The 24588-nt window shown below is 45.3% G+C and carries 31 protein-coding genes; 29 read left to right on the top strand and 2 right to left on the bottom strand.

Annotated features, from left to right (window positions below; all coding sequences use genetic code 11):
• Nucleotide 1 precedes the first annotated feature (1 nt).
• The 11 genes from A7D23_RS05675 to A7D23_RS05625 all read left to right on the top strand — a co-directional run bounded on the left by A7D23_RS05675 (nt 2) and on the right by A7D23_RS05625 (nt 9015).
• Complete coding sequence (locus A7D23_RS05675; protein ID WP_019225803.1) at nt 2–541, top strand: shikimate kinase; 540 nt, start codon at nt 2–4, stop codon at nt 539–541.
• On the top strand, nt 538–1617 hold the full coding sequence (gene aroB / locus A7D23_RS05670) for a 3-dehydroquinate synthase (protein ID WP_019225804.1): 1080 nt from the start codon (nt 538–540) through the stop codon (nt 1615–1617). Before A7D23_RS05675 ends, aroB begins: the two co-directional genes overlap by 4 nt.
• 180 nt (nt 1618–1797) lie before the next feature.
• The gene (locus tag A7D23_RS05665; protein WP_019225805.1) at nt 1798–2133 is read left to right on the top strand and encodes a type II secretion system protein GspG; all 336 of its coding nucleotides are present in this window, start codon (nt 1798–1800) and stop codon (nt 2131–2133) included.
• An 85-nt stretch (nt 2134–2218) separates the two neighbouring features.
• Nucleotides 2219–2596, top strand: coding sequence for a hypothetical protein (locus A7D23_RS05660; protein WP_019225806.1), 378 nt, complete (start codon nt 2219–2221; stop codon nt 2594–2596).
• 135 nt (nt 2597–2731) lie between these two features.
• Entirely contained in the window at nt 2732–3229 is a 498-nt protein-coding gene (locus tag A7D23_RS05655; protein WP_019225807.1) for a prepilin-type N-terminal cleavage/methylation domain-containing protein, read from the top strand.
• The gene (locus A7D23_RS05650; protein ID WP_019225808.1) at nt 3190–3612 is read left to right on the top strand and encodes a hypothetical protein; all 423 of its coding nucleotides are present in this window, start codon (nt 3190–3192) and stop codon (nt 3610–3612) included. Before A7D23_RS05655 ends, A7D23_RS05650 begins: the two co-directional genes overlap by 40 nt.
• Entirely contained in the window at nt 3569–5296 is a 1728-nt protein-coding gene (locus tag A7D23_RS05645) for a GspE/PulE family protein (protein ID WP_242837058.1), read from the top strand. The genes A7D23_RS05650 and A7D23_RS05645 overlap by 44 nt, the downstream gene beginning before the upstream one ends.
• 25 nt (nt 5297–5321) lie before the next feature.
• On the top strand, nt 5322–6485 hold the full coding sequence (locus A7D23_RS05640; protein ID WP_019225810.1) for a type II secretion system F family protein: 1164 nt from the start codon (nt 5322–5324) through the stop codon (nt 6483–6485).
• A 95-nt stretch (nt 6486–6580) separates the two neighbouring features.
• Complete coding sequence (locus A7D23_RS05635) at nt 6581–7036, top strand: prepilin-type N-terminal cleavage/methylation domain-containing protein (protein WP_019225811.1); 456 nt, start codon at nt 6581–6583, stop codon at nt 7034–7036.
• Nucleotides 7037–7054: 18 nt separating this feature from the next.
• A complete protein-coding gene (locus tag A7D23_RS05630; RefSeq protein ID WP_019225812.1) occupies nt 7055–8425 on the top strand; it encodes a hypothetical protein in 1371 nt (456 codons plus the stop codon).
• A 170-nt stretch (nt 8426–8595) separates the two neighbouring features.
• Nucleotides 8596–9015, top strand: coding sequence for a hypothetical protein (locus A7D23_RS05625; protein ID WP_242837059.1), 420 nt, complete (start codon nt 8596–8598; stop codon nt 9013–9015).
• Between the two features lie 45 nt (nt 9016–9060).
• Here A7D23_RS05625 and A7D23_RS05620 read toward each other — a convergent pair whose 3' ends face one another.
• Nucleotides 9061–9507 (bottom strand): MarR family transcriptional regulator, encoded by a 447-nt coding sequence (locus tag A7D23_RS05620; RefSeq protein ID WP_019225814.1) that lies wholly within the window; start codon nt 9505–9507, stop codon nt 9061–9063.
• Between the two features lie 274 nt (nt 9508–9781).
• Between A7D23_RS05620 and A7D23_RS05615 the strand changes: the two genes are divergently transcribed.
• From A7D23_RS05615 to efp, 6 genes are all read left to right on the top strand, one after another.
• Entirely contained in the window at nt 9782–10819 is a 1038-nt protein-coding gene (locus A7D23_RS05615) for an amidohydrolase family protein (protein WP_019225815.1), read from the top strand.
• 18 nt (nt 10820–10837) lie between these two features.
• A complete protein-coding gene (locus A7D23_RS05610) occupies nt 10838–11830 on the top strand; it encodes an amidohydrolase family protein (protein WP_019225816.1) in 993 nt (330 codons plus the stop codon).
• 593 nt (nt 11831–12423) lie between these two features.
• Nucleotides 12424–12930, top strand: coding sequence for a LysM domain-containing protein (locus A7D23_RS05605; protein ID WP_019225818.1), 507 nt, complete (start codon nt 12424–12426; stop codon nt 12928–12930).
• Nucleotides 12931–13092: 162 nt separating this feature from the next.
• Nucleotides 13093–13590, top strand: a complete 498-nt coding sequence (locus A7D23_RS05600; protein WP_019225819.1) for a type II 3-dehydroquinate dehydratase — start codon at nt 13093–13095, stop codon at nt 13588–13590.
• Entirely contained in the window at nt 13550–14608 is a 1059-nt protein-coding gene (locus A7D23_RS05595; RefSeq protein WP_019225820.1) for a Xaa-Pro peptidase family protein, read from the top strand. Before A7D23_RS05600 ends, A7D23_RS05595 begins: the two co-directional genes overlap by 41 nt.
• Nucleotides 14609–14673: 65 nt before the next feature.
• The gene (efp, locus tag A7D23_RS05590) at nt 14674–15231 is read left to right on the top strand and encodes an elongation factor P (RefSeq protein ID WP_015042509.1); all 558 of its coding nucleotides are present in this window, start codon (nt 14674–14676) and stop codon (nt 15229–15231) included.
• Between the two features lie 89 nt (nt 15232–15320).
• Here efp and A7D23_RS05585 read toward each other — a convergent pair whose 3' ends face one another.
• Nucleotides 15321–16730, bottom strand: a complete 1410-nt coding sequence (locus A7D23_RS05585) for a LysM peptidoglycan-binding domain-containing protein (protein ID WP_025205481.1) — start codon at nt 16728–16730, stop codon at nt 15321–15323.
• Between the two features lie 194 nt (nt 16731–16924).
• Here A7D23_RS05585 and spoIIIAA point away from each other — a divergent pair, with 194 nt between their 5' ends.
• From spoIIIAA to A7D23_RS05525, 12 genes are all read left to right on the top strand, one after another.
• Nucleotides 16925–17980, top strand: a complete 1056-nt coding sequence (gene spoIIIAA, locus A7D23_RS05580; protein ID WP_019225822.1) for a stage III sporulation protein AA — start codon at nt 16925–16927, stop codon at nt 17978–17980.
• Nucleotides 17981–18016: 36 nt separating this feature from the next.
• On the top strand, nt 18017–18526 hold the full coding sequence (locus tag A7D23_RS05575) for a stage III sporulation protein AB (RefSeq protein WP_019225823.1): 510 nt from the start codon (nt 18017–18019) through the stop codon (nt 18524–18526).
• A 16-nt stretch (nt 18527–18542) separates the two neighbouring features.
• Nucleotides 18543–18740: a stage III sporulation protein AC gene (gene spoIIIAC, locus A7D23_RS05570; RefSeq protein ID WP_015042513.1), complete on the top strand. Its 198-nt coding sequence runs from the start codon at nt 18543–18545 to the stop codon at nt 18738–18740.
• Between the two features lie 12 nt (nt 18741–18752).
• The gene (spoIIIAD, locus tag A7D23_RS05565; RefSeq protein WP_019225824.1) at nt 18753–19139 is read left to right on the top strand and encodes a stage III sporulation protein AD; all 387 of its coding nucleotides are present in this window, start codon (nt 18753–18755) and stop codon (nt 19137–19139) included.
• Nucleotides 19140–19151: 12 nt separating this feature from the next.
• Complete coding sequence (spoIIIAE, locus tag A7D23_RS05560; protein WP_019225825.1) at nt 19152–20396, top strand: stage III sporulation protein AE; 1245 nt, start codon at nt 19152–19154, stop codon at nt 20394–20396.
• Nucleotides 20397–20413: 17 nt separating this feature from the next.
• Nucleotides 20414–21031, top strand: a complete 618-nt coding sequence (gene spoIIIAF, locus A7D23_RS05555; RefSeq protein ID WP_019225826.1) for a stage III sporulation protein AF — start codon at nt 20414–20416, stop codon at nt 21029–21031.
• 16 nt (nt 21032–21047) lie between these two features.
• Nucleotides 21048–21605, top strand: coding sequence for a stage III sporulation protein AG (locus A7D23_RS05550; RefSeq protein ID WP_019225827.1), 558 nt, complete (start codon nt 21048–21050; stop codon nt 21603–21605).
• A 1-nt stretch (nt 21606) separates the two neighbouring features.
• Nucleotides 21607–22149, top strand: coding sequence for a SpoIIIAH-like family protein (locus A7D23_RS05545; RefSeq protein WP_019225828.1), 543 nt, complete (start codon nt 21607–21609; stop codon nt 22147–22149).
• Nucleotides 22150–22293: 144 nt separating this feature from the next.
• Complete coding sequence (locus A7D23_RS05540) at nt 22294–22731, top strand: Asp23/Gls24 family envelope stress response protein (RefSeq protein ID WP_019225829.1); 438 nt, start codon at nt 22294–22296, stop codon at nt 22729–22731.
• A gap of 22 nt (nt 22732–22753) precedes the next feature.
• Complete coding sequence (locus A7D23_RS05535; RefSeq protein ID WP_019225830.1) at nt 22754–23023, top strand: DUF2273 domain-containing protein; 270 nt, start codon at nt 22754–22756, stop codon at nt 23021–23023.
• 23 nt (nt 23024–23046) lie between these two features.
• Nucleotides 23047–23469, top strand: a complete 423-nt coding sequence (gene nusB, locus A7D23_RS05530) for a transcription antitermination factor NusB (RefSeq protein ID WP_015042521.1) — start codon at nt 23047–23049, stop codon at nt 23467–23469.
• Nucleotides 23466–24419, top strand: coding sequence for a peptidase (locus A7D23_RS05525; RefSeq protein WP_019225831.1), 954 nt, complete (start codon nt 23466–23468; stop codon nt 24417–24419). Before nusB ends, A7D23_RS05525 begins: the two co-directional genes overlap by 4 nt.
• Nucleotides 24420–24588: the final 169 nt, after the last annotated feature.

The following is a 24588-nucleotide window of genomic DNA, read 5'->3' as shown; positions in this document are numbered from 1 at the left end:
CGTGTCCGATAGCCTGAATTCGATACCCCAAAATATTGTACTTATCGGCTTTATGGCTGCTGGAAAAAGCAGTGTCGGCAAGCTTCTGGCCAGGGAACTCCGCTGGGCATTTCTGGATACGGACAGTGAGATCGAAAGAGTGACAAGGTTGAAAATCCCGGAAATTTTTCAAAAATACGGTGAAGCAAGGTTCCGGTCGGAAGAAAATCTGCTGGTTCATAAGATTTCCGGATTTACCGATACAGTTATTGCCACTGGCGGAGGAACGGTTTTAAATCCGGAAAACTGGAATATTCTCCACGGACTTGGGAAGTTGGTTTACCTATATGTTCCATTGGAGATTGCTTTACAGAGAGCAAAAGAACATCACGATCGGCCGCTTCTTTCCAGCAGCGAGCCGGAACAAATAGAAAAGCTCTGGAGAGACCGGGAAGTGATTTACAGAAAGGCGCCTATAACGGTTGACACATCGGATAAAGATGTTCAAACCGTTGCGGCGGAGATCCTCGAACTGCTGAAAGGAGAACACATTACAGCATGATACAGAGAATAGATGTCAGTAGAGGACACGGTTACCCACTGTTACTGGGAGCAACTTTGGACGAGCTTGGCGGTCATTTGAAAACAGCATACGGCACGAGCGGGCATTATCTTCTCATCACAAATGATGTTGTGGCCGGATACCATGCAGATAAACTTTTGGACGGAATGAAGGACTTAAAGACCGATTTGATTACCGTTCCTGACGGTGAACAGGAGAAATCACTGGACAGGATCAGTAAACTGACGGAACAGGCGCTGCAATTCAAAGCGGACAGGGACACTGTGGTACTGGCCCTCGGCGGAGGGGTGATCGGGGATTTGTCCGGATTTTTTGCAAGTATTTTTATGCGTGGAATGCGTTACATCCATATTCCGACCACCTTGCTGTCCCAGATTGATTCGAGTATTGGCGGCAAGGTGGCGGTGAACCATCCTTCCGGTAAAAACCTCCTGGGGTCTTTTTATGCCCCCCAGGCCGTCTGGACGGATTTTGACACCTTGCAGACACTTCCGTGGCAAGAGATGCGGAACGGGCTTGCCGAAACCATTAAACACGCGCTTGTCGCTGATCCGGATTTGTTTGAATTCATCGAAGAACATGCTGATGCTATCAAAGGATTGGACTACAAGATCATTAAGGAAATGTCCCTGCGGTCTCTGGCTGTCAAAGTTAAGATTGTCACTGAGGATGAGAAAGAAAAGGGAAACAGGATGCTTCTAAATCTCGGACACAGTTTCGGGCATGCTCTGGAGACAGAGGAAGCCTATCAGGGTGTTATGCACGGCGAAGGGGTCAGTATCGGGATTGCCGCCGCAGCCAATCTGTCCAGAGAAAGAGGTTTGGTTAACGACAAACAGCTTGACAGAATCCTGAATCTCTTAATGAAAATGGATTTGCCCACTACGGCCAAAGCGCATGACCGGGCAGTACTTCTTGGACACATGTCTGCAGATAAGAAGAATAAAGCCGGTAATAAGGTGCTGATTTTGCCGGTCGGCATTGGGAGATCGGTCATCGCTGCAGACTGTAACGATGAAGAAATCCTTAGGGCCTGGGAAAAAGTCATCATTTAGGTCAAATAAGTACTAATAATATAAATTGCAGAATAAAAAACTGTAAGTTGAGATTTACAGCAGTACCTTTTTGTTGTTCCCCCAAAATACCAATCTTAAAGGAAATAGAATATTTGTGTAGAAAATATGTAATTAATTTACATATTTTTTCGTTTTATCAGAGACAAGAAAGGAATCGTTATGCCAAAAGCTTGCAAGAACGGTTTTACTTTATGGGAAGTATTATTGGTCATCGCTTTGTTGGGTATCCTGGCCTCTATGATTCTGCCATGTTACAGCGGCAGTATCAACAGTACAGAATCGGAAGTGCACAAAGTCAATATTCTCAAAATAGAAAGTGCTGCAAGACTATACCGTCTTGACGTGGGCAGCTATCCGGAAAGTCTGAATGATCTGATTACCTGCCCTTCTGCTGATCTAAACTGGCAAGGACCGTATCTTGAGGAAATACCGGCATGCCCGTTTGATCCAAGCAAACATTATACGCTTGATGATGGAAAAGCAGTGGTTCGTTAAGCTAAGGATACTAATCCAAGCAAAGCTTGTTTTTTTAATTTTTATAGGATTTACGAATTAATCTACTTAGGGGGGAGGCGCAGGAATGAACGATAAGAAAAAAGGTTTTGTTTTGCTTGACGTTTTAACGGGACTCTTTATTTTTAGTTTGGGATTTGCAGTCATGCTGGCATTGATCAATACGGCTTACATCAAGAATAGCCATACGGATAATATCCTGCAGGCAGTCAATCTTGCCAGCTCGACAGTAGATGAAATTACGGTGGTCCTGCTCGATGATCCTTCTGCCGTTAATCGTTATTTGAACGGAACTGAGCGCGATGAATCCGGCCGGTTTTCCAGAACTGTTTGTTGTGAATGGGACTCTCAAAATCTGCTGAAAATTTCTGTAAAAATCATCTGGACAGAGTTGAAAGATCAAAAAGAGTACAACCTGACCTATCTGCATTATATTGCAGAATAATAATTAATTTGGGAAAATAAGTAAATTATTTTATAAAACAGGCAGGAAGTTTAAGAAATATGTAGAAATATAGTAATTAAGTTAAATAATGGAAATAAGTAGATGAGAGTTTGACTATGCTGGTTGGAGTAACATATGGCTGGGTTGACAAAGAAAACGGTACAGCAAAATGACAAGGGGTTTACGCTGTTAGAAGTCCTCGTTTCACTGGTCATTACCGGAATCATTGCGGCAATGGTTCTTCAATTGTATATCAGCCAGTACCGGATGGCTAAAGGGTTAATGGCAGATGGCGACCTTTCCTTTGCAGCTGTCCGGGCAGGCCAGGTATTGACCGCCGCTGTTTCTACAGCAGAAGGTGTAGCATGGACAGGCAAAGTATTACGTATCAACTGTCTTGAGGACGGTAAGATCATTACAGACAGCTACTATCTTGCGGACAAGGACTTTAACGGAGTTTTGGACTTGTACCGTGAACATCTTGGCGTTCCGATTCCGGTAGCAAGCAGGATTTGTGAATTTCATTGTACTGGGGTTAGGGAGGGATTATGGCAAATATCTTTAACAGCAGCGCAGGCGGAAAGAGCCGTTTATTGGCAAAGAACTGTTCGCTTAAGAAGTTCTTCGGAATAAATTGGGAAAGCGGTAATGTATCTTTACTAATACTTCTTGTTACGTTTTCTTTATCCTGGATGGGAGTTCAGACCTTTATTCTGATCAGCTCACAGGAACGTATCGTTGTCTGTGAGGCCCAAAAAATTAAGACCGCTTATATGGCTGACAGTGGGCTGGAATACGCCAAAGCAGTTCTTGCTCATGATCCTTCCTGGCAGGGGAGCATTCAATACGATTCGGAAGGAATGGTTGTAGAAATTGATGTTATACGGGCCAACGATGTAACTCAAATCACATCCAGGGCAACAATGGGGAATATGAAACAGTGCAGAGTTGGGGAGCTTGTGTTGGGAGAAGATGGGAAGTACGACCTTACCGGGTACAGGTACGTTTATGATTGATCAGTCCAAACCAGGATTTTGGAAAGATTTTGTACTTAAAGAACTTTACGTGTATGCCCGTGAGAACAAGGTGCTTATTTCAAATGCCGATGAGATAGCTACTCAGCTTGCCCTGCTTGACCAGGGAGCAAAACTTGAAGAACTTCTTGCAGCGTATTTGGCAGAAGAGGAAATCCTGGAATTTAAAAGCCGGATATCAGGAATTAACATGATCAGTCTTGCAGAGAGACCTGTCAATGTTTCAGCAGCAAAGTTGGTTTCGGAAGAACTGGCCCGGAAATATACGCTGATTCCGATTGCGGCTCAGAATCAAAGAATCATCATCGCTATGGCGGATCCTACAGATAGAACCGCGTTGGATGATGTGATGCTTTTTACCGGATATCAGGTTGATCCACTCCTGGCTTCCGCTGAAGAAATCAAAATTGCGATCCGAGAATGTTTTACATTGGAAAGATCAACTGGGGAACATGCTGTTCTAAATCCAAACGAATCAGTGAGCTGGAAGATTGAAGAAAATATCAATGCCCAGGAAACGCCGGTCGTCAGCCTTGTTGATTCGCTGTTCCGACAGGCTGTTATCGAAAAAGCAAGTGATATACACTGGGAACCGATCGAAACCGGATTCAGCGTGAAATTTCGGATAGATGGGCTGCTGATGGTTAAGGAAAACTTGCCAAAGGATCTGTCCAGAAGTGTTACCGCCCGTTTGAAAGTCATGTCGGGTCTGGATATAACCCAAAGACGTCTCCCTCAGGATGGCAGAATCATGCTGGACATTTCTGATAAGAAAATTGATGTCAGAGTTTCTACTTTTCCGACTGTCTATGGAGAAAAAGTCGTGACCAGGATTCTGGATGAAAAGACCGCACGTCTCTCCCTGGAAGAACTGGGTATGCGGGAGGATGTCGAATACCAAATTCGAAAGCTTATCCGCCAGCCGCATGGGCTGATTCTCATTTCCGGCCCGACCGGGAGCGGCAAAACCACCACATTGTATGCCCTGATCCGGGAGCTGCAGTCTGAAACCATCAATATGGTATCCATCGAAGACCCTGTCGAATACCGGCTACCGGGAGTCAGTCAGGCCCAGGTCAATGCCGGTATTGGCCTGGACTTTGCAAGTGGCCTGAGATCCATTCTTCGTCAGGATCCGGATGTTATCATGGTAGGGGAAATAAGAGACAGAGAAACCGCCAAAATTGCAACAGCGGCTGCAATGACCGGGCACCTTGTTTTATCTACCGTTCATACCAATACTGCAGCAGAAGCGCTTACCCGTTTATTGGATATGGATATCGATGCCTATATGGTAGCTTCGGCGGTTTGCGGGGTACTGGCTCAGAGACTTGTCCGGAGACTATGTCTGAATTGCCGGAAATTAAAACCGGTTTTAGCTGAAGAGAAACAAATTTTTCACGGGGAAGCCTTATCAGCTATTTATGAACCGGCAGGCTGTTCCAAGTGCCATGGGACCGGATACAACGGCAGGATAGGGATTCATGAATATCTTCCCTACAATCAGGAAATTAAGGAACTAATTCTGCAAAAAGGCAGTGCCGCCAGCCTTGAAAAGGTCTCTGAAAAATCTGGAATGCTTACGTTGAAAGAAGATGCGCTTAGGAAAGTCGCTGCCGGAATAACTTCTCTGGAAGAAATCATGAGACTGTGGGCGGAAATATAGATTAGGACAATAAGAGGGTTTGCGATTGCTCTGGAAATGGAAAGCCGTTGATCAAAATAGCAATATACGGAAGGGCTACTGGGCGGAGGAAGATCAAAGCAGAGTTGTTTCCGGGCTTAGGGAACAGCATTTATATCCCGTGGAGATCACCAGGGCATTATTCACTTCGGTGTGGATCAGATACAAGACGGGAAATAGAAAACTGTTTTGGGGGAGGACAGCTCGTAAGCTGGGAACAATGCTGGAGGCAGGCATTCCTCTGCTTGCGGTATTAGATGTCATTGCGGAAAGAGAAAGAACCGGTTTAGATAAAAATCAATGGAAGCAGGTTAGCCGCTCTCTTCAAGCTGGCGTCGAACTGCATGTCAGTTTGCAGGGCATCATTCCCTCTCCGGGGCACTTGTTTGCCACGATGGTCAAAGCCGGCGAAAGAAGCGGGACCCTGCCGACTGCGTTGATCGATATCGCAGATTATCTGGAGGACGCATATTTTTTTGAGAAGAAATTCAAAAATGCTTTATTTTATCCGGTTCTGCTTCTTGTCGCATCTTTGTTTATTATCTATACCCTCAGTATTATGATTCTGCCGATGTATGAAACCCTTTTCCGCGGGTTTGAGACGGAATTGCCGCTGGCAACCAAAATAATGTTTAATGTGGGTTGTTGTATCCCGTATTTGACAGCCGTTATCCCTGTTTTGGCCATAACGGTGTGGCTGCTGAATAAAAAAGGATATTCCTTCATCATACCTGGAACCGGTAAGATCAACAGAACCAGGCAGCTCATTCAATTTTGTTCGGTCCTGGGAAGATTGCTGGACGCGGGGCTGTCTCTGCAGGAATCACTGCTCCTGGTGAAAAACCTTTTCAAGGATCATCTGATGCAGGAATTGACAACCCAATTAATTTTTGCTGTCAACGAAGGAAGAAGAATGTTCTCGGTCATCATGACGAGTAAGCTGTTTCCTCCGGAAGTTGCAAAAATGCTGGAGGTTGCGGAGGAATCCGGCAAACTAAGTGAAATGCTTGCGTATATGACTCGGATGTTCAAAAAAGAGCTGGAGGAGCGAATTGAGCAGTATACGAAGCTCTTAGAGCCTGCTCTAGTGTTTCTTATGGCGGGCCTGGTCGGTTTCGTGGCTATCGGAGTTCTCCTGCCGATCTTTGATATAAGCTCACAGATTCATTAAGCTGATATTTTGTACAATAAAAAAATTCAACATGCCATTAAATCACAGGAAAAAATTAAAATAACCGTCAAAAAATACAGGGAGGAATGTCTTAAGTGGTTAAAAACGAGAAAGGATTTACCCTTCTGGAAGTTATGCTGGTGGTCGTTATTCTGGCCATCCTAGCCGCAATTGTCATCCCGCGTTTCGTTGGGAATGCAGAAACAGCTCGGGAGAAAGCCGACATCACAACAGGACGTGAAGTCAAAGCAGCGCTGGACAGGTATCAGGTCGACAATGGAATATATCTCAGGATTGATGAACTTTCTGCTGCAAACGGAACGATCACGGGTTCAGGACTTATCCCTGATTATATTGCCAGACTTGATCCAACGGTGACGCAGCAAAAGGCCGAGACAGGGAAAACGGGCTTTGGTATTGCAGAAATTACCGGAAATACCTTTCCTGACCCCGGAAATTTGATTATGGTATATCTAAGTTCGGATGGATCTCAGGCTGAAGTTAAAGTTTTTGACGAAAGTCTTGCCAGTACTTTATGGTCGTCTATTTAGAAGGCAGGCCGAGAAAAAATGCTTTTTTTAGAGATTGATGCCCAAGAAATAAGATTTTTTTATCGCTCGAAGCGTCTTGGAAACATGGGTTCCGAGATTGTCGTCTCCAGCTTTCCACTGGAGACTTTTTCAGGGTCCGAAGGCAGTGACACCGAAGAAAATCTTAAAATGGTTCTGGATGAATATCGTCAAAAAGACTGTCAGGGACGATTTGGGCAACGAAAATGTTCGAGAAAAGTCCCTGTTTATCTGTTGCTTCCTTTTCAGAACGGGCTGATCAGGGAATTTTGTATTCCTTGGGTTGTTCCGAAGTATCGGGATAAAACAGTTCATCTCTGGCTTGAACAGGAAGTTCCGGTTCCAATCAGCGAACTTAGTTATGAATACGTGGTATTGGACGAGAAGAAGGATGAATATCTTCGGATCAGCGTCATTGGCGTAAGGAAAACTACGCTTGAGCTTTATGCCCGGTGTCTTCAGCAGACGGGATATGAACTTTGCGGTGCTGAATATACTGTTCAGGCATTTGGCGGGATCCTGGCACCTTTAAAAGAAAAAAGAATTCTTTGCCTGTTTAAACTTCATAATCAAAATATCCAGGCTGTCCAATATCGCAATGGCTTGCCGGAAGTGATAAGGGTGATCCCGGGCAGTGAACCGGAGACTCCGAAATATCAGATTTATACTGCGCTGAAAGACTGCACAATTCCTTTCAATATCGTTGTCACGGATGGAAGCGCTGAAGCCACCCGGATCGCAGATATCCTGATTGATTCAGGAGAGGCTGAGGGTGCCCGGACACTGGAATCCGTTTATCAGGAATTCGATTCCAGTGATTTTTCGGCAGATAGCCATTCTATGAATTTTCATTACCTGGCACTGCTGGCTGGTAGGCAAAGAGTGAAAGAAAAGAAAAACTGCAATTTTGGCTGCATTTTTTTGCGGCCGGCCAAAATAAAAACATGTCTGCTGGTCCTGATGATTTTTATTGGAATGATCTTCGGGATAGGTTGTTATTGCTATCCGCTAATCAATCATATTTCTGAGCACCAGATAGAAATTACGGCACTGCAGGAACAGGTCGATGAACTAAACGCGGAACGGAAAAATCAGATCTGGTCGGAATGGGAACGGAACCGCAGCGATACATTTGGGGATTTGACAATGGTTCAGAAGTCCTTAACCAGTCTTAACAGCAGTATACGTTTGAATCGCCTGAGCTATCGGCAGAATACGCTGTACCTATATGCGGACTGTTCCGATAATCTTAGTATCACAAGTTTAATCGGGGTTTTGACGGAAGAAGGCTGGAGGGAACCAGTCCTGACCGATTATGATTATCGGGATAAAACAATTTCGTTCTGCTTGCGTGTAGAAAGAAAAATTTGAAGTGAGGTAAAGATGTGTCTTTTAAATACCTTCAATTTTTAAAGCACTTTTTATCTGATAGAAACATCTCATCTCAGAGAGATTTCTTATCTGAGCCTGCTACAAGGTGGCGGTTTTTAGATAGGTTAAGTTTAAGCAGAATTGTGATCATGGGCGGGAGTATCATTCTATTGGCCGTCATCGCAGTCCAGGTCCTGGCAGTGCGACCGCTGACCCGGCAACTAGATACCGTCAGTGCAAAAGAAAACTTACTCCGGCAGGAATACCAGGACATTCTAGCAGAAGGCGCCAAGAACAATGTGCTGATACCGGATCGCGCCGATCTTCCGCATATGCTGGAACAGATCAATCATTGCCTCAAATCCGAAAATGTTTCGGTTAAGGCAATGGATATCACCCAGCCGTCAATGAAAAGAGGGGATTTCTTTCAAGCCACGATCAAAGTAAACGGAGAAGGGGAACTGAAGAAAATACTCCGGGCGGTGAATACAATTCAGCTTCAGAAGGAGGTCCCTTTTTTGATTCAGGAACTGGATTATGTAAACGGAGAAGCGGAAATTCGTCTGAGTATTCTTATTCGCTCCGAATAGAGAGGGCGACTTTGATCATTTCCTACCTAAATATTTATACTTATCCTATTCATTTTCATCTATTTTCTCGAGCGATTTCTTAATTGAAACCGCCGCAGACATTAACGCGTCAAGCTCTTCATCGGACAGTAGATCCAGCTTTGATGAAAGTCCGGTTTCTACATGCGTATAGATCTCATTAAGAGCGTTTCTTCCCTCTTCGGTCAGCCGGACATAGACAATACGAAGATTATTCTTATCAAGATAACGCTCAACGTAACCCTTTCTCAGCAATTCACCAACGATGATGGTAAGCTGCTGCTTCGAGACCAATAGGTCCCGACCGAGTTCTGACATGGTCATCTCACTGTAATTTGACAGTGCGATCAGGGCGTACTTTTGCGAAGGCTTTACATTCACTTTGCAATTTGATTCTATGGGCCGGGTTAGAATCTTGCGAAAAAGATGCCCGACATCGGTTAGTTCCTTTATTAGTTCGGATTTATTCTGCATGATCGTTACACCTTATTACATCATTTTATTACGGTAAAAAATATTTTACTTTACCGTTGACAATGGTAACATCTGGTAGTATCATTGTCAACGGTAAAGTTTTTTTTACCATAAAGTAAATATTACTTCGAGAGGTGGTCTGCCAGGCATATGAAATAGAAGGAAATATCGTATGAATAACAGGTGGTTTGTTAGGGATCGTCGGGAATTGGACTAGCGGGAACAAATATGAAGTAAGCGCTTGTCCCAAAATGAGAATTTAGGAGGGGAAGTTATGTCAATAGAAATAACCAATGTACAGATTTTTGATGGCATAAAATTAACGAATCATAAATCGGTTGTGATTGAAAATGGTTTCATATCCCACAAAACCAAAGGGGACACGGTTATTAACGGCGAGGGGGGTACACTGCTGCCCGGACTGATTGACGCGCACGTCCATATGGAAGCATTAAATGATCTGGAAAATGGTGTAAAATACGGAGTCACCTCTATGCTTGATATGGCGGCTCATTCCACGGAGTTTATAAACAGCCTGAAAAAACGCCCGGGATTTTCGGATATATTGACTTGTTACACAGCTGCGCTTTATCCTATTGACGATCCCAAAGCTTTCGTTGCCGATCAGGTTAATAAAGGCGCAGATTATATAAAAATCATCATTGAGGATCAACCGCGTATGGCGGAAAAGCCCTTATCCCCGGAAACAATTACCGCCTTGACGGAGGCAGCACACGAACATAAACTTCTGGTATTCGCTCATGCTGTATCGATGGCGACTTTCAAAACGGCCATTGATGCAGGTGTTGATGTTATTACGCACATTCCGGTTGAAGCCCCGATGTCGCAATCCCTGATCGAAGAAATGTTGAAAAAAGGGACTATTACGGTTCCTACTTCGGGCATGATGAAAAAAACGATCGCTTTTCTAAATCGTATCCCCAATGTCAACTTGGATACGCAAAATATAGATATGACACTAAAAGCCTTAATGAATGCGGGAATACCAGTCATTGCAGGTACTGATGCAAATCATGCACCCTTTGCCCCTGCCAGTATCGACCACGGCATTGGTTTACTTGATGAAATCGAAGCGTTTGTGGCTGCAGGCATGACTCCTGTGCAGGCGCTGCAAAGCGCAACCAGCCTTCCAGCCAGATTATTCGGATTCATCACTGACAGAGGGATGATTAAACCGGGTCTCAGGGCGGATTTGCTTTTGGTTGATGGTGACCCTACTACCGATATTAAAGCCCTCCATAAGGTTAAACGCGTATGGGTCAATGGGATTGAGTCATCTATTACCGCATAAAGGAAACGTGAATAAAAAATGAAGATTATTACAATTGAAGAGCATGTAAATAATAAAGAAATAACCGCAGCGTCATGGAAAAATTTGTTGCAAATGACACCGTACATTTCCGATTCCCACTCGCCGGGGTTGTCCTATTACACAACGAGTACCGATGGGAATGTTGAGGAAAAGTGGTTGGAAAGCATGGATGCAGGAAAAATAGATATGCAGGTGCTTTCTTATACCACAGCGACTCAGCTAATTCCGGCACCGGAAGCTGTTTCGATAGCGCAGGCAGCCAATAATGAAATGGCGGAGAGGGTTAAAAGATATCCTGACCGCTTTGCAGCTTTTGCAACACTACCGTGGGCAGACCCGAAGGCGGCGGCAGATGAACTGGAACGCACCGTCAAAGAACTTAATTTCAAGGGGGTTTTACTTAGCGGACGACCGTCTGCAGACGCAACCTTTCTTGATAACCCTAAATTTGAGCCTGTTCTTGAGATGGCAAACTTTTTAAAGGTGCCCATTTATATGCACCCGGGATTTCCTGCCAGAACAGTGCAGGAGGCGTATTATGCCGGATTGGATCCAGTTGTCAGTGCAAGGTTGTCAGCGTTTGGCTGGGGGTGGCACGCAGAAGTAGGCGTCCATATGCTACGAATGATATTAGCGGGTATTTTTGAAAAATATCCCGATTTACAGCTGATTGCAGGTCATTGGGGCGAGATGGTGCCGTTTTTCCTTGCACGTCTTGATGAAGCACTTTCCAAGGAAGCGACACATCTCCCGAAAACAATATCTGAAACCTTTATAAACCATGTTTATGTTACGCCAAGCGGTATGTTTACGCTGCCGCACTTCCAATTTATCTTGCAGGTATTGGGAGCAGACAGGATCATATTCTCTGTAGATTATCCTTATATCGGCAACGAGAACGCGCGAGCGTTTCTTGAAAATGCACCAATCAGCCCTTCCGATAAGGAAAAGATTGCCCATGGCAATGCAGAGCGTCTGCTCAAGCTGTAAATTTCAACTTCATATTAAAGCAGTTGCCGAGAACATTTCCCCGGCAGCTGCTTTAATTTGTTTTTACCACCCTAACTACATGATTTAATTTAATCGGTTCATCTTTCGATATATCAAATTCATCAAGAGTAAGGGTTCCGTCGTTGTGTTTAATTGCTATCAATAGAACGGCAAGTCAATCATTTCATTAACCGAAGAATTTGTAGGCGCGTACAAATTCTTTAAATTAAAAAAATTTGCCGTATCGAAGATTCACATCGAAAGACTTGACAACAAGTCATGCGGGGAAAGGGAACAACAATGGATGACTGTTAATCATTTGCACATATGCCTTTTACAGTAGCATAGTAGACGTAAAGAAAGTAAGGATGTAAAGGATAAAAACAAGAGGTAAATGAAGCTACATGTTGGAGCTTCTTTGGCCAAGAATCGCTGATACCGTGGATATTTTACCATTTCTCAGGAGTGATCGTAATTTTATCGACGACTTGATGTTTATAAATTTCGTTAAAGCTGTCAAAGACCTACTAGATAAAAAAGAACCTGACAACCTTGATCTCCATAATATGGAAATGTAGAAAGGGGTAGGGCCGTTGAAAAAGTATGCAATAAAGTCAGGAGATACATTTTTCCTTTTAGCCAGCCAAAACGGGTGCTGCTGGCAGGATATCAGCAAAGCAAACCCCGGCGTTGATCCCTGCGCTTTGGTCATAGGACAGCTCATCAATATTCCGGATCGTCAGGCTTCCGGTTATGGTGCTTCCGGATCTGCCGGTTCAGCTTACGCCAACAATCCAGGCAATTCTTTTACCGGTGCCCAAAAACGGTATGATGATGTAATCCTTGAAGTCGAAGGCGTAAAAATCCGGGTTGCCAGAATCGGCGAACCGACAGTTCCGCATGAGGTGCATTTTATCCTGCCAAGGACTGAAATCCGGAAAGTGGAATGTCCCGGAAATGGAGTTATTGAAACCAGCATCATGCTGAGCAATATTAACATTGTCAATTCTCCGCGGATCGAAGGCGAAAAATCTGCGCTTGGAGTTATTTATCGTCAGACCCAGAACAGTGAGAAGACGAACAGCGAAGCGCCAAAATAGATGTCCCTGACGCGGTTCATAACGATTTGAAAGAAATCACTAAAATGATTTTAATAATCTTCATTTTTTCGTTATAATGAGATATGCCTTATTTTAGATAGAAAAAGGCTATGTCATTATTTTGTTTTCTATAGAAAATAATAGATAAAGAAGGAGAGACCTATGAACCGTATTCATGTTTTCCATGGTGTCAATCTTCATCTTCTCGGGCAGAGAGAACCGGATATATACGGCAGAATAACCCTTGATGAAGTGAACGGCAGACTGATCGAGACGGGGCAAACACATGGCTTCACTGTCGAGTGCCGTCAGACGAACTATGAAGGAGAGCTTGTGGACTGGATTACAAAGTTAACGCCGTCTGATTTTTTAATCCTTAACCCCGGGGCCTGGACCCATACGAGCTATGCGCTTTACGATGCGATCAAAGGGGTCAGCGTACCCGCTCTCGAAGTGCATCTGTCGAATATTTACGCCCGGGAAAGTTTCCGTTCCCATTCGGTGATCGCTGGAGCTTGCGTCGGGCAAATCAGCGGACTCGGGACAGACAGTTATTTTCTGGCCTTAGCCTATGCGCTGGAATTTCAAAAGTACCGTCAGAAAGAAAGGAATAGCAACCATGAGGCTGGAAAAGATTCGCCGGAGACTGGCCGAGAATAAACTTGATGCGCTGATCGTGACCTCACCGCCCAATATTTTTTATTTGAGCGGTTTCACGGGAACCAGTGCAACCTTGCTGATTGAACCAGAACGTTCCATTCTGTTCACAGACTTCCGGTACATGGAACAGGCAGCAACGGAAGCTCCGGGTTTTGAAATTGTCAAAGTGGCCGGAGATCCCTATACAGTCATCGGGGAAATGCTTAAAGGGCTGATCGTGATAGGGATTGAGGAAGAGGCTTTGTCCCTGGGCGATTTCCAGAAACTGCAGAAGACTCTTGACGGGCGCAGATTCGAGAATGCCTCAGCACTCTTTAAGAAGCTTCGACAAATTAAGGATGAAACAGAAATTGCGCTGATTCGCCAAGCGATTGGAATCACGGACCATGCCTTCGCCCAGACGCTCAGCAAGATTTATCCAGGAATGACGGAAGAAGAGCTTTCTCTGGAACTGGAATTCTCGCAAAGAAAAATGGGTGCCAGCAGTCGTTCGTTTGACTATATTGTGGCCTCAGGGATACGCTCCTCGTTGCCGCACGGTACAGCTTCCAGCAAAAAAATGCAAAAAGGGGAATTTTTAACGCTCGATATTGGAGCGGTCTACCAAAGGTATTGTTCCGATTTCACACGGACGCTGTTTTTGGGAAAGCCTGAGAGCAAGCACCTGGAAGTTTACGATATCGTGCTCGAGGCACAACTGACCGGGCTTAAAGCTCTGAAGCCCGGCGTTAAGGCCAAAGATGTCGACGCGGCAGCCAGAGAAGTGATTACGCGTGCTGGTTACGGTGAATATTTCGGTCACAGTCTGGGACATTCCCTCGGGATCGAGATCCATGAGACACCGTTTTTAAATACCCGTGATGAAACGGTACTCGAACCGGGTATGGTACTTACCATTGAACCCGGAATTTATATCCCTGACTGGGGCGGTGTCAGAATCGAAGATGTTGCGCTTGTCACAAATTCTGGTGCGGAAGTATTGACACAAACGCCAAAGCAGTGCATTATTATTGATTAGTGGTATGACTTGTATCCGTTATTGATACATAAAAGAATCTACAATATTATGGGAGGATCAGCAAAATGATTTCTTCAAACGATTTTAAAACCGGAGTGACTATTGAACTGGATGGCGATATATTTCAGATAGTCGAATTCCAACACGTGAAACCTGGAAAAGGCGCTGCTTTTGTGCGTGCCAAAGTTAAGAATGTCAGAACGGGCGGCGTTGTCGAAAAGAAATTCAATGCTGGGGAGAAAGTTCCCAGAGCCCGTCTGGATCGCCGTGAGATGCAATATTTGTATAAAGACGGTGATCAATTCGTTGTGATGGACAATGAAAGCTATGAGCAGATTATGCTGACCGAGGCTCAAATTGGGCAGGAAGTCAAGTGGCTCAAAGAAAATATGAACCTTGGTGTCTTGCTCTATAATAGCGAAGTCATTGGGGTAGACCTTCCCAATACAGTTGTGCTTAAAGTAACGGAATGTGAGCCCGGAGTTAAGGGTGATACGGCCACAGGCGGTACGAAAGCTGCCACTGTCGAGACTGGCGCTACGGTTCAGGTTCCATTCTTTGTGAATGAAGGCGATGTCCTGATTATCGACACCAGAAGCGGAGCGTATGTTTCCCGGGCTTAGTCATCTTATCTACCGCAAGAAGAATAATTAGAATAAAAAGGGTTGTTGGGCAAGTAATTTTCTTGAGCAACAACCCTTTTTTATTTGGCTCATTTCCGGATCGTAAAATTATCTTCCAGCAAAGCCCAGTTTTGAGGGAAGGGATAGGCTAAAGCCCAATAACTAATACCTCTTAAGCCATAAGCTTTGACGGTATCAAATTTGGCCTGGGCACTGCGGGCATCCTCAAACCACACTTCGTGACCGCTTCCCTGCGTATCCGTATACCGGTAGAAAGGGGACTGGGTAACCGTGTCGTACTGGATCTCAGCATGGTATCGAAGGGCTCTGGACATTGCTTCATCCATCCCAAAGGTTTCGGCAATTTGGCCGGAGACGTGCGGCAAAAGCCAATCTCTGGCATAAATTTGAAAGCCAAAAAAGATTTTGTCTCTTGGCATGACTAAAACAGCATAATCCAAAACCCGTTTGATCTGATTCAAGGGAGAAATTGCCTGCGGTGAAGCACCACGCCAACCCCATTCATAGGTCATGAGAACAACGAAATCTACAATTCGGCCATGGGCTGGATAATCGTGCGCCTCATAGAGCAATCCCCGTTGCTCTGCGCTTAATTTTGGCGCTAAAGCCGTTGAAACGAAGAAACCCTCTGCATGAAGACGGGTTACGGCTATTTGAAGCAAAGCGTTATAAGCTTCTCTATCCTCGGGAAGTACGTTTTCAAAATCAATGTTAAGTCCCCGATAACCCTTTTCTTTCATGATATTGATGACATTTGTCATTAACCGATTAATGGCTTCAGTATTGGTTAAAACGAGATGAGCAAGATTTTCTCCACGCGTAGTGGACGTAAAGTTGGTAATAGACATCATCGGGGTCACCTTTTTTGATATGGCAGCTTGAATGAGCGGAAGATCATCAATTGTCTGCAGGCTTCCATCCTCTCTAATCAAGTAGGCAAAAGGACTTAAATATGTAAGATGTTCAGCTTCCCGATTGACAGTAGCAACCGCGTCCTGACTGAAACGATAGATATAGCCATTGACATCGATGGTCGGCCGAGGTTTACGAGGGATAATGAGTACGGTGCCCGGATAGATCAAATTGGCGTTCGTGATGTTATTGACTTTAATGAGGTTTTGTAAAGAGACTTGGTATTTTTGAGCAATAAACCATAAAGTCTCCCCAGCAAGGACGCGATGCCGCCTGGCAGGAATGGTGATCAACTGACCAGGATAAATATTGGCAGGGTTCGTAATTTGATTGTTTCCGAGAATGACTTGTACGGTCGTTCCATAAATCTGGGCAATTCTCCATAATGTTTCTCCCGGTTTCACAGTATGGAGGACATCTTCAGTCGGTATAACTAATGCTAGTCCGGTTAGCAATTGTACAGGTTCAACAAGTCCATTCACGCTTATGATTGATGCCGGCGAGACCCGATATGTAATTGCAATCTGATCCAAAGTTTGATTCGCTTTGACGACATGGATAAGCATAGAGCACCTCCCACTCCTTTTCATGTAGGATATGTAGAAAGGGGACTCAAGGTGATTTATCTTTGGCAAGGGGCCTTTCATGTTTAATTTTCCTTAAAACGGCCATTGAGGTCGTTTTTTATTTTCTCCGAACAAACTGGTAATTCTAAAAACGTTTATTAGGACATACCTTCTAATACAGAGGAGGTTAAAACATGAAGGTAAGCTTTGCTTCACCTTTAACGGAATTTCCTAGGAATAAAAATGATGTACTCTTTAATCCGGAATCAGAGGGTGAAGGGATTATCCGTTGGTTTGGGGAACGGCTGGGCGGAATGATCCGCAAGGCGGCAGGGGCTTTACCCGACACGGAAAATATTGAAGAAATTCGTCTCAGAATCAACCAGCCTGTCCTCTTCAGAACAGGGACCAGGGAATATTTCTGTACTTCGGCGGGGCAAACCGGAACAAAGAATCTAGCGTATATTGTCAAGCGTGAAGACCTGTTGGAAACGCTGGAAAAAATGACCTTCAGTTCTGTATATGCCGCTGAGGAGGAATTACGGCAGGGTTTTCTGACTTTGCCCGGTGGGCACCGCGTGGGATTAAGCGGAGAAACAGTCGTTGAACATGGCAAGATCAGGATCATGCGCCATATTTCCGCTTTGAATATTCGTTTAGCGAGACAGCCGGAAATGATCGTTCCGGAATTGCTGGGCTTACTGATCAATCAGGAAAATACAGTCTGCCATACGTTGCTTGTTTCACCTCCGAGAGCAGGGAAGACCACAATGCTGAGATTTTTAGTAAAAAATCTCAGCAACGGTGTACCTCAGCTATGCCTGAAAGGTCATAATGTCGGCGTGGTTGATGAAAGAAGTGAGATTGCCGGAATGTGGCAGGGCATTCCTTCTTTTGATCTTGGCTGCCGCACAGATGTGCTGGACAGATGTCCCAAGGCCCAGGGACTGATCATGCTGATCAGGTCTATGGCGCCTGAGGTGGTTGCTGTTGATGAACTGGGGGGGCGGGAAGATGCCGCGGCGCTTGGGGAGGCCGTTCGCTGCGGCGTAAAAATTCTGGCTACGGTCCATGCCGGTTCTCTGGACGAACTGCAAAAAAGGGCCCATCTCAGGGAATTGCTGAATAGAGAGACGTTTGAAAGGATTGTTGTGTTAAGCAGGGCAAACGGTCCAGGCACGGTGGAAGCTGTTTATGACATGGCGAGCGGCGTTAATTTGTTTAATAAGCAAGAACGTTTTACGCATTGATCGGTCCGCTTTATTAGGCCGTTGGAGGCGAAAAGTATGTTGGTTGCAGGGTATCTTGGGCTGATTATAGGGTTTGGTTGTTTGGGGATTATCAGAGCAAATCAAATTAAGAAACGTCCGCAGGAAATCAGGGAAATGATCAACGCCTTGGCGCTGCTGGATACGGAGATATACTGGGGAGCAACACCCCTGCCGGATGCTTTCCAGGTACTTAAGGAAAGAACCGGTCCTCCCTGGCAGCTGTTTTTTGCGAGTCTCGAGGAAAAGATCAGAGCCGGAGAAAATGCTTCTCAGGCCTGGAAAAAAAGCATTGAAATGCACCGCCGGAAAACCTGCCTGATAGAGGACGATTGGCTGGTGATCAGTGGAATTAGTCAGGGATTGGGCAGGTCGGACCGGAATGAACAGCATAAACAGCTCGAACTTGTTCAGCGGCATTTGGCAGGCGTAGACGAAAAGGCCAGGCAGCAGGCAGAAAGCAGGGCAAAGATGTGGTCTTACCTCGGTTTCCTGGGCGGAATTGCGGTTGTCATTATGATCATGTGAGGAGGTAGGGTTCGCGATGAGTATTGACCTCATTTTGAAGGTAGCAGGTATTGGTCTATTGGTGGGCATTTGTGCAATTATCCTGAATGAGGCCGGTAAGAAAGAGCAGGCCCAGATGGTTACCATTGCCGGGGTTGTTGTCGTGTTGTATCTGGTCATCCAGGGAATCTCCGATCTGTTTGTTCTGGTGAAAAGCGTATTTAATCTATACTAGGGGGCTCTGGCAATGGAAATAGCACAAGTGATTGGACTCGCCATCATTGTCACGGTTCTCGGAGCTGTTCTGAAACAAATTAAACCTGAGATTGCAATTCAGCTAAGCATTCTGGCAGGGGTAACCATATTTCTGCTGATCATGGACAAAATCAGACTGGTGGTTGATCTGCTGCAGAAACTGGCTGATCAGGCAGATATCAGTTCCTACTACTTGTTCATAGTTCTTAAAATCGTGGGAGTAGCCTATTTGGCGGAATTGGGAGGCCAAATCTGCCGGGATGCCGGAGAGAATGCACTGGCCACAAAAGTTGAAATTGCAGCCAAAGTATTCGTGGTCATTTTGGCTATCCCGATCATTGCAGCGATTATGGAATCCATGATGAAGCTGCTGGCGTGAGGAGCGATACGGATGACAAAAAAAGTCTTGGCTGCGCTGGGGCTTGCCATATGGATGACCCTGGTATTTGCTTTTCCAGTGGTGACCCTGGCGGCAGAAAGTCAGGAGACGAGTTACACAGGGACGGAGGCGGATAAACGATTTGCGGAAGCAGAGACTTCCGGGGAGATGGGCGTGTCCGGAAAAGTAGATTTGTCTGAAGAGATAGATTTATCTGAAGTCAGAGAATTTTTGAATCAACTGGACCGCGATGTTCAGGACTCTCTGCCTGATTTTTCTTTAACAGAGATCTTTGAAAGCATTAAAAACGGCGAGGTTAATTTTAGTCTGCAGGGCATCGGCAGCAGTATTGTCAAGGCTCTGCTAAAACAGGTAGTCACCAACGCGCCTTTGATTGCAAAGCTGCTGGTGCTCGCTGTGATCTGCGCAATCATCAATCAACTGCAGTCTGCTTTTACTGGCGAAGTAAGCAGGATAGCCCGAATGCTCGTATATCTTGTTCTGCTGGCGCTTGCGATGACATCTTTTCGTATTGCACTGGATGTTGGCAATGCGTCCATTGACAATATGGTTTCTTTTATGCAGATCATCCTCCCGGCCATGTATACTGTCCTGCTGACCATGGGCAGTCTGACCAGTGCAGCCTTGTTTAAACCAATGGTCATCGGAAGTCTGATCTTTTTGGCTACGGTAATCAAAAACATTGTGTTGCCGCTTTTTTTCCTGAGCATTATCCTGAGGCTGTTCAATAACATTTCCGAACAGTTCAAGCTCAGTAAATTAGCCTCTCTGCTGGAGTTCGGAGGTAAACTCAGTATTGGTATCGTCATGACGGTTTTTATCGGCATTATGTCGGTACAAGGCGTAACAGGGGGGGTAGCCGACGGGGTCACGCTGAGGACGGTAAAATATGCAGCAGATTTGATCCCGGTTGCCGGCAAATTTTTCAAAGACGCTGTTGAGATCGTGGCAAGCTCAGGTCTCTTGCTTAAGAACGCGCTGGGGATCGTGGCAATGATTGCAATTATCATCATTACCTTTCTGCCGGCGATTAAGATTATCGCGATGATGTTTACTTTTAAACTGGCTGCGGCGCTGGTCGAACCTTTGGGAGAAAAAGAACTTGCGGATAGTCTTCAGGACATGTCCAAAGGTTTATTATATATTTTTGTAACCGTTACATCCGTCGGTATCATGTTTTTTATGACGATTGTGATCATTGTCGGGACTGGAAATTTGGCGGTAATGCTTCGCTGATTTTGAGGTGTGGGAAAATGGAAGGATTAAAGACGCTGATTCGCAACCTGGCTTTCATTCTATTGCTGGCCTCCTTTCTCGAGATGCTTCTGCCGAATAAATCCATGCGGGGATTTGTGCAGATGGTCATGGGGCTGTTTGTGATTGCGGCAATCCTGAATCCGTTGGCAGATCTACTGAACTGGGACTTTGAAAATAGCGTGCCGGCCTGGGCCGGCAGTTCTTCCGGAGACTTGCCTGTTCTGGCACAGGAAAATAGTTCTGACGGAGAAGACAATTCTTCCACGGAAGCAAATGCTCTGGTGATCGAACAATACCGCAGGATTCTGGTTAGCCAGATCCAGGCCCTTGTATCCGGGGTGGAAGGGGTCAAAAGCTCGGATACGAATGTTGAACTGGAGGACGGTGGAGAAGGATTTGCCGACTATCCGCAAATCCAAAAAGTCGAGATCCATTTCAGTCAGCAAAGTGTCAGCATTGAGCCTGTTAAGCCGGTCATTATCGGAGGTGTCAACACAGACCAGGCCGAGGGCCAGGGAGCGGCTGAGTCAGCGAAAGCAATGGAAATAAAAAAACAGGTTGCAGCACTCATGCAGCTGCCGGAAGAAATCGTGTTTGTGCAGGAAGAAAAATAGGAGGAAGGAAGTCAGTATGGGATTTTTCAAGCAGGTGATCACAGAAAAGATTACGTTGGCCGTGATCTTGCTGGTAATCGTCGCAGCAATTCTTATTTTTACCTCACAGGAGGATCAGTCCGCTGCATCAGTCCAACTCCCGGCTGAAACGGTAACAGCCGTTCCAGAAAATGAATCGGGTTTTACTGCATTGGAAAAACAACTTGAAGAAAAACTTGCAGCCAATCTGGAAAAAATTCAGGGCGTTGGCAAAACGAAGGTCCTGGTTACCCTGACCTCCGATGTAAAGAAACAGTATGCCAGGGATGAAAGCGTTACGAAAAAAACTTCCAAGGAAACGGATAAAGACGGCGGAACCAGAGAGACGGAAGAGGTGACTCAGAATAACAAGATCGTGGTCGTCGGCGAAAATGCTTTAATCATTACGGAGGAGCGTCCACAGGTCACGGGAGTATTGGTTATCGCGCAGGGAGCAAGTGATCCCAAAATAAAGGAACAAGTATTTGAAGCGGTCAGGACGCTGTTGAATATTGAACCGGCCAAAATCAGCGTTGTTCCAATGGGGGGCGTCTGAATTGGACCTAAAAATAAAAGCATCCTTAATCTGGATCACCGTGATTCCGGCCATCGCGGTATGCTCCATTGTTTGGCTCAGCCAAGCATGTTTTGGGCAGCAAAAGGAAGAAGGCTTGCCGGTCAATATCCCGGATTCCGTTTGTTTCTCAGCAGAAATTATTGAACTGACGGAAAATCAGGGGGAAAACTACTTTGTTAATTATAGGATCAAACGGGAACAGACCAGACAGGAAACACTTAACATGCTGGAGCCTCTGCTGGCGTCCGATATCACGGAGACACGCAGTCAGGCGCAGCAGCGCTGGCTGGACTTAAGCGACAAGATCAGCAGGGAAGCCGAAATTGAGAATGTGCTGAAAATGAAAGGTTTTACAGATATTGTTTCGGAAGTCAACACGCAAAAGGCCACGGTTACAGTCCTGACAAACCAATTAAAAGTTCAGGACATGTTTATTATCCAAAACACGGCATCGGAAATTACCGGTTTTTCAGTTGATCAAATCGAAGTAGCAGTCGTCAAAGACACGTCGGAAAAAATCTGAGAATCGGGTCCGGTGGGAAATGTTCCATATTTGCGTTATTCAGGAATGAAATTTACGTTAATCAGGCAGGGGGATTTGCGGCAACGGGGGATTCTGTTATAATAAAAATAATAACAGGTTGAAGATGGAAAATGAGGTGCGATAATGGATAATAACAAAATAGATCATTCAATCGGTTCAGTCAAAATTGCTGATGAGGTCGTCGAAGTGATTGCCGGAATGGCAGCTTCGGAAGTTGAGGGAGTCGCTGAGTTAAGCGGAGGTTTCGCCCAGGATATCGCCAATATTTTAGGCCGGGGCAAAAATACATCCAAAGGTTCCAGGGGTATCAAAGTTGAAATTGACGAAAAAGAAGCTTCCGTGGATTTGTTTATTGCCGTCCAGTACGGGGTGTCAATTCCTGATGTAGCCCAGAAGGTACAGGTCGTTGTGAAAGAAGCGATTGAAGGGATGACCGGATTAACCGTCATGGTCATCAACGTTCATATTCAAGGCATCGCGTTTAAAAACACGGCTGAGATCAAGGACGTCAAAGACAGCAAAGATAAAACGAATAAAGAAAAAGATTTGAAAGAAAAATAGAACAGTGCAGCAGGGTGGAGAGATGAGCAATTTCTGGAGAAATATCGGAGATAAACTCAATATTTTTTTTCTATGGTGTCTTAATAATCATCCTGGTAAATTTTTTGGTTTTTTGATTGGTTTTTTTGTGGCTTTGATGTTTATTTTGCTGGGATTTTGGCAGACGCTGCTTTTAGCTGCCTTATCCTGCGGGGGATATTACTTGGGAAAATGCTGGGATGATGGGGTTTGGCCTACCGGACTGAGCAAAGTAATACATAGAATACCTTTTTGGGGCAAACATAAAACGTAGAATGAAATTCCGGAGGCATATTCATGAGTAAAATAATGGGCCGAAGAAAGGCCCGCGAAACGGCACTGCAAATACTTTATCAAATTGATATAACGGGAGAAACGGACAAGCGGGAACAAGTCCTGCAGCATTGGATCCAGGAATTTGCCGTCTCTGATAAGACGGCAGATTTTATTAGGGAACTGGTTGAAGGAACCCTGCAGAACAAAACGGATATTGATGCCAAGCTTGCTTCGACTTCCCACGAATGGGCCCTGGACAGGATGGGCAATGTGGACCGTAATCTGATGCGGCTTGCTGCCTATGAAATGCTGTACAGCCCCGGCACCCCCCAGCGGGTCACTTTAAATGAAGCGATTGAGATTGCCAAAAGGTTCGGCGGAGATGATTCAGCAAAATTCATTAACGGTATTTTAGACAAGCTGATGGACGAGAGTGAAAAATGATGTTCTTAGGTCTTGATACAAGCGCATACACGACATCCGTTGCCGTGGTGGATCAAGAAAAGCATCTGGTCTGCGAAAAAAGACGCCTACTCGAAGTTCCTCAGGGAGAGAAAGGCTTGGCCCAGTCGGAAGCTCTTTTTAATCATATTAAAAATCTTCCGGAACTACTGGCCCTGGTTCCGCCAACGATATGGCCGGAAATTGCCGGCATTGGCGTCAGTACGGCGCCTCGTCCGGCAGAGCAATCCTATATGCCGGTCTTTCTGGCAGGAAGGTCGGTTGCTTCATCTCTGGCCAGCGCTTTAAATGTAAAGCTTGTAACGACGAGTCATCAGGAAGGACATCTGGCTGCAGGATTGGAATCCGCCGAAGGTTTTGCTTTGACGGATTTTTTGGCTGTCCACCTTTCGGGAGGAACAACGGAAGTATTGAAAGTCCGGAAGGATTCTCCGGGAAAACTAAGTTTGCAGATTCTTGGCGGAAGCAGTGATCTGCATGCCGGTCAATTTGTAGACAGGGTCGGCGTGCGTCTGGGACTATCTTTCCCGGCGGGAAAGGAGCTCGAAAAACTGGCTTTAAAATCAGCGCCTGGATCTGCTTCCCTGCTGCCTTCCTCGGTCAAAGGATATGAGATGAGTTTTTCGGGCGTCGAGTCGGCAGTTCAGCGTCTGATCGAAGAAAAAAAACGTCCGGCCGATCTGGCCCGGGCGGTGGAAGGATGTATTGTCCGGACGATTTATAAGGTATTGACCAAAGCTGTTGACGATACCGGACTCACAGATATTCTGATTGTCGGCGGAGTAGCCTCAAATCAATATCTAAGGAATCAGCTTGAAAAGAAGCTGGAATCTCAGGCCAGATTATTTTGGGCAAAGCCGGGATGGAGTTCGGATAATTCGATTGGGGTCGCACTTCTGACGCGGGAAACGATGCTGTCGGACAATCATTAATTGTTTTTATCTTCTATAAAGAGATTTAAAAAAGAGATTTAGGGAACCACTGATTAATAACGTTTTTTATCATCCCAATAAATAATAAAGTGGGATAATCCCAAGTTAGCGGCCCTATCGCCGCCGATTTCAGCTGCCTTTTCCGAGTAATTCTCGAAAAAAGGCGTAC

Source organism: Dehalobacter sp. TeCB1, from assembly GCF_001707455.1.
Taxonomy (GTDB): domain Bacteria; phylum Bacillota; class Desulfitobacteriia; order Desulfitobacteriales; family Syntrophobotulaceae; genus Dehalobacter; species Dehalobacter restrictus.
This window is presented reverse-complemented; position numbering and strand designations above follow the sequence as displayed.

Bases quoted from the DNA above. Each gene is read 5' to 3' on its own strand.
- aroB (WP_019225804.1), top strand. From the start codon at position 538: ATGATACAGAGAATAGATGTCAGTAGAGGACACGGTTACCCACTGTTA.
- A7D23_RS05665 (WP_019225805.1), top strand. From the start codon at position 1,798: ATGCCAAAAGCTTGCAAGAACGGTTTTACTTTATGGGAAGTATTATTG.
- A7D23_RS05660 (WP_019225806.1), top strand. From the start codon at position 2,219: ATGAACGATAAGAAAAAAGGTTTTGTTTTGCTTGACGTTTTAACGGGA.
- A7D23_RS05655 (WP_019225807.1), top strand. From the start codon at position 2,732: ATGGCTGGGTTGACAAAGAAAACGGTACAGCAAAATGACAAGGGGTTT.
- A7D23_RS05645 (WP_242837058.1), top strand. From the start codon at position 3,569: ATGGGAAGTACGACCTTACCGGGTACAGGTACGTTTATGATTGATCAG.
- A7D23_RS05630 (WP_019225812.1), top strand. From the start codon at position 7,055: ATGCTTTTTTTAGAGATTGATGCCCAAGAAATAAGATTTTTTTATCGC.
- A7D23_RS05620 (WP_019225814.1), bottom strand. From the start codon at position 9,507: ATGCAGAATAAATCCGAACTAATAAAGGAACTAACCGATGTCGGGCAT.
- A7D23_RS05615 (WP_019225815.1), top strand. From the start codon at position 9,782: ATGTCAATAGAAATAACCAATGTACAGATTTTTGATGGCATAAAATTA.
- A7D23_RS05610 (WP_019225816.1), top strand. From the start codon at position 10,838: ATGAAGATTATTACAATTGAAGAGCATGTAAATAATAAAGAAATAACC.
- A7D23_RS05600 (WP_019225819.1), top strand. From the start codon at position 13,093: ATGAACCGTATTCATGTTTTCCATGGTGTCAATCTTCATCTTCTCGGG.
- A7D23_RS05595 (WP_019225820.1), top strand. From the start codon at position 13,550: ATGAGGCTGGAAAAGATTCGCCGGAGACTGGCCGAGAATAAACTTGAT.
- efp (WP_015042509.1), top strand. From the start codon at position 14,674: ATGATTTCTTCAAACGATTTTAAAACCGGAGTGACTATTGAACTGGAT.
- A7D23_RS05585 (WP_025205481.1), bottom strand. From the start codon at position 16,730: ATGCTTATCCATGTCGTCAAAGCGAATCAAACTTTGGATCAGATTGCA.
- spoIIIAA (WP_019225822.1), top strand. From the start codon at position 16,925: ATGAAGGTAAGCTTTGCTTCACCTTTAACGGAATTTCCTAGGAATAAA.
- A7D23_RS05575 (WP_019225823.1), top strand. From the start codon at position 18,017: ATGTTGGTTGCAGGGTATCTTGGGCTGATTATAGGGTTTGGTTGTTTG.
- spoIIIAC (WP_015042513.1), top strand. From the start codon at position 18,543: ATGAGTATTGACCTCATTTTGAAGGTAGCAGGTATTGGTCTATTGGTG.
- spoIIIAD (WP_019225824.1), top strand. From the start codon at position 18,753: ATGGAAATAGCACAAGTGATTGGACTCGCCATCATTGTCACGGTTCTC.
- spoIIIAE (WP_019225825.1), top strand. From the start codon at position 19,152: ATGACAAAAAAAGTCTTGGCTGCGCTGGGGCTTGCCATATGGATGACC.
- spoIIIAF (WP_019225826.1), top strand. From the start codon at position 20,414: ATGGAAGGATTAAAGACGCTGATTCGCAACCTGGCTTTCATTCTATTG.
- A7D23_RS05550 (WP_019225827.1), top strand. From the start codon at position 21,048: ATGGGATTTTTCAAGCAGGTGATCACAGAAAAGATTACGTTGGCCGTG.
- A7D23_RS05540 (WP_019225829.1), top strand. From the start codon at position 22,294: ATGGATAATAACAAAATAGATCATTCAATCGGTTCAGTCAAAATTGCT.
- A7D23_RS05535 (WP_019225830.1), top strand. From the start codon at position 22,754: ATGAGCAATTTCTGGAGAAATATCGGAGATAAACTCAATATTTTTTTT.
- nusB (WP_015042521.1), top strand. From the start codon at position 23,047: ATGAGTAAAATAATGGGCCGAAGAAAGGCCCGCGAAACGGCACTGCAA.
- A7D23_RS05525 (WP_019225831.1), top strand. From the start codon at position 23,466: ATGATGTTCTTAGGTCTTGATACAAGCGCATACACGACATCCGTTGCC.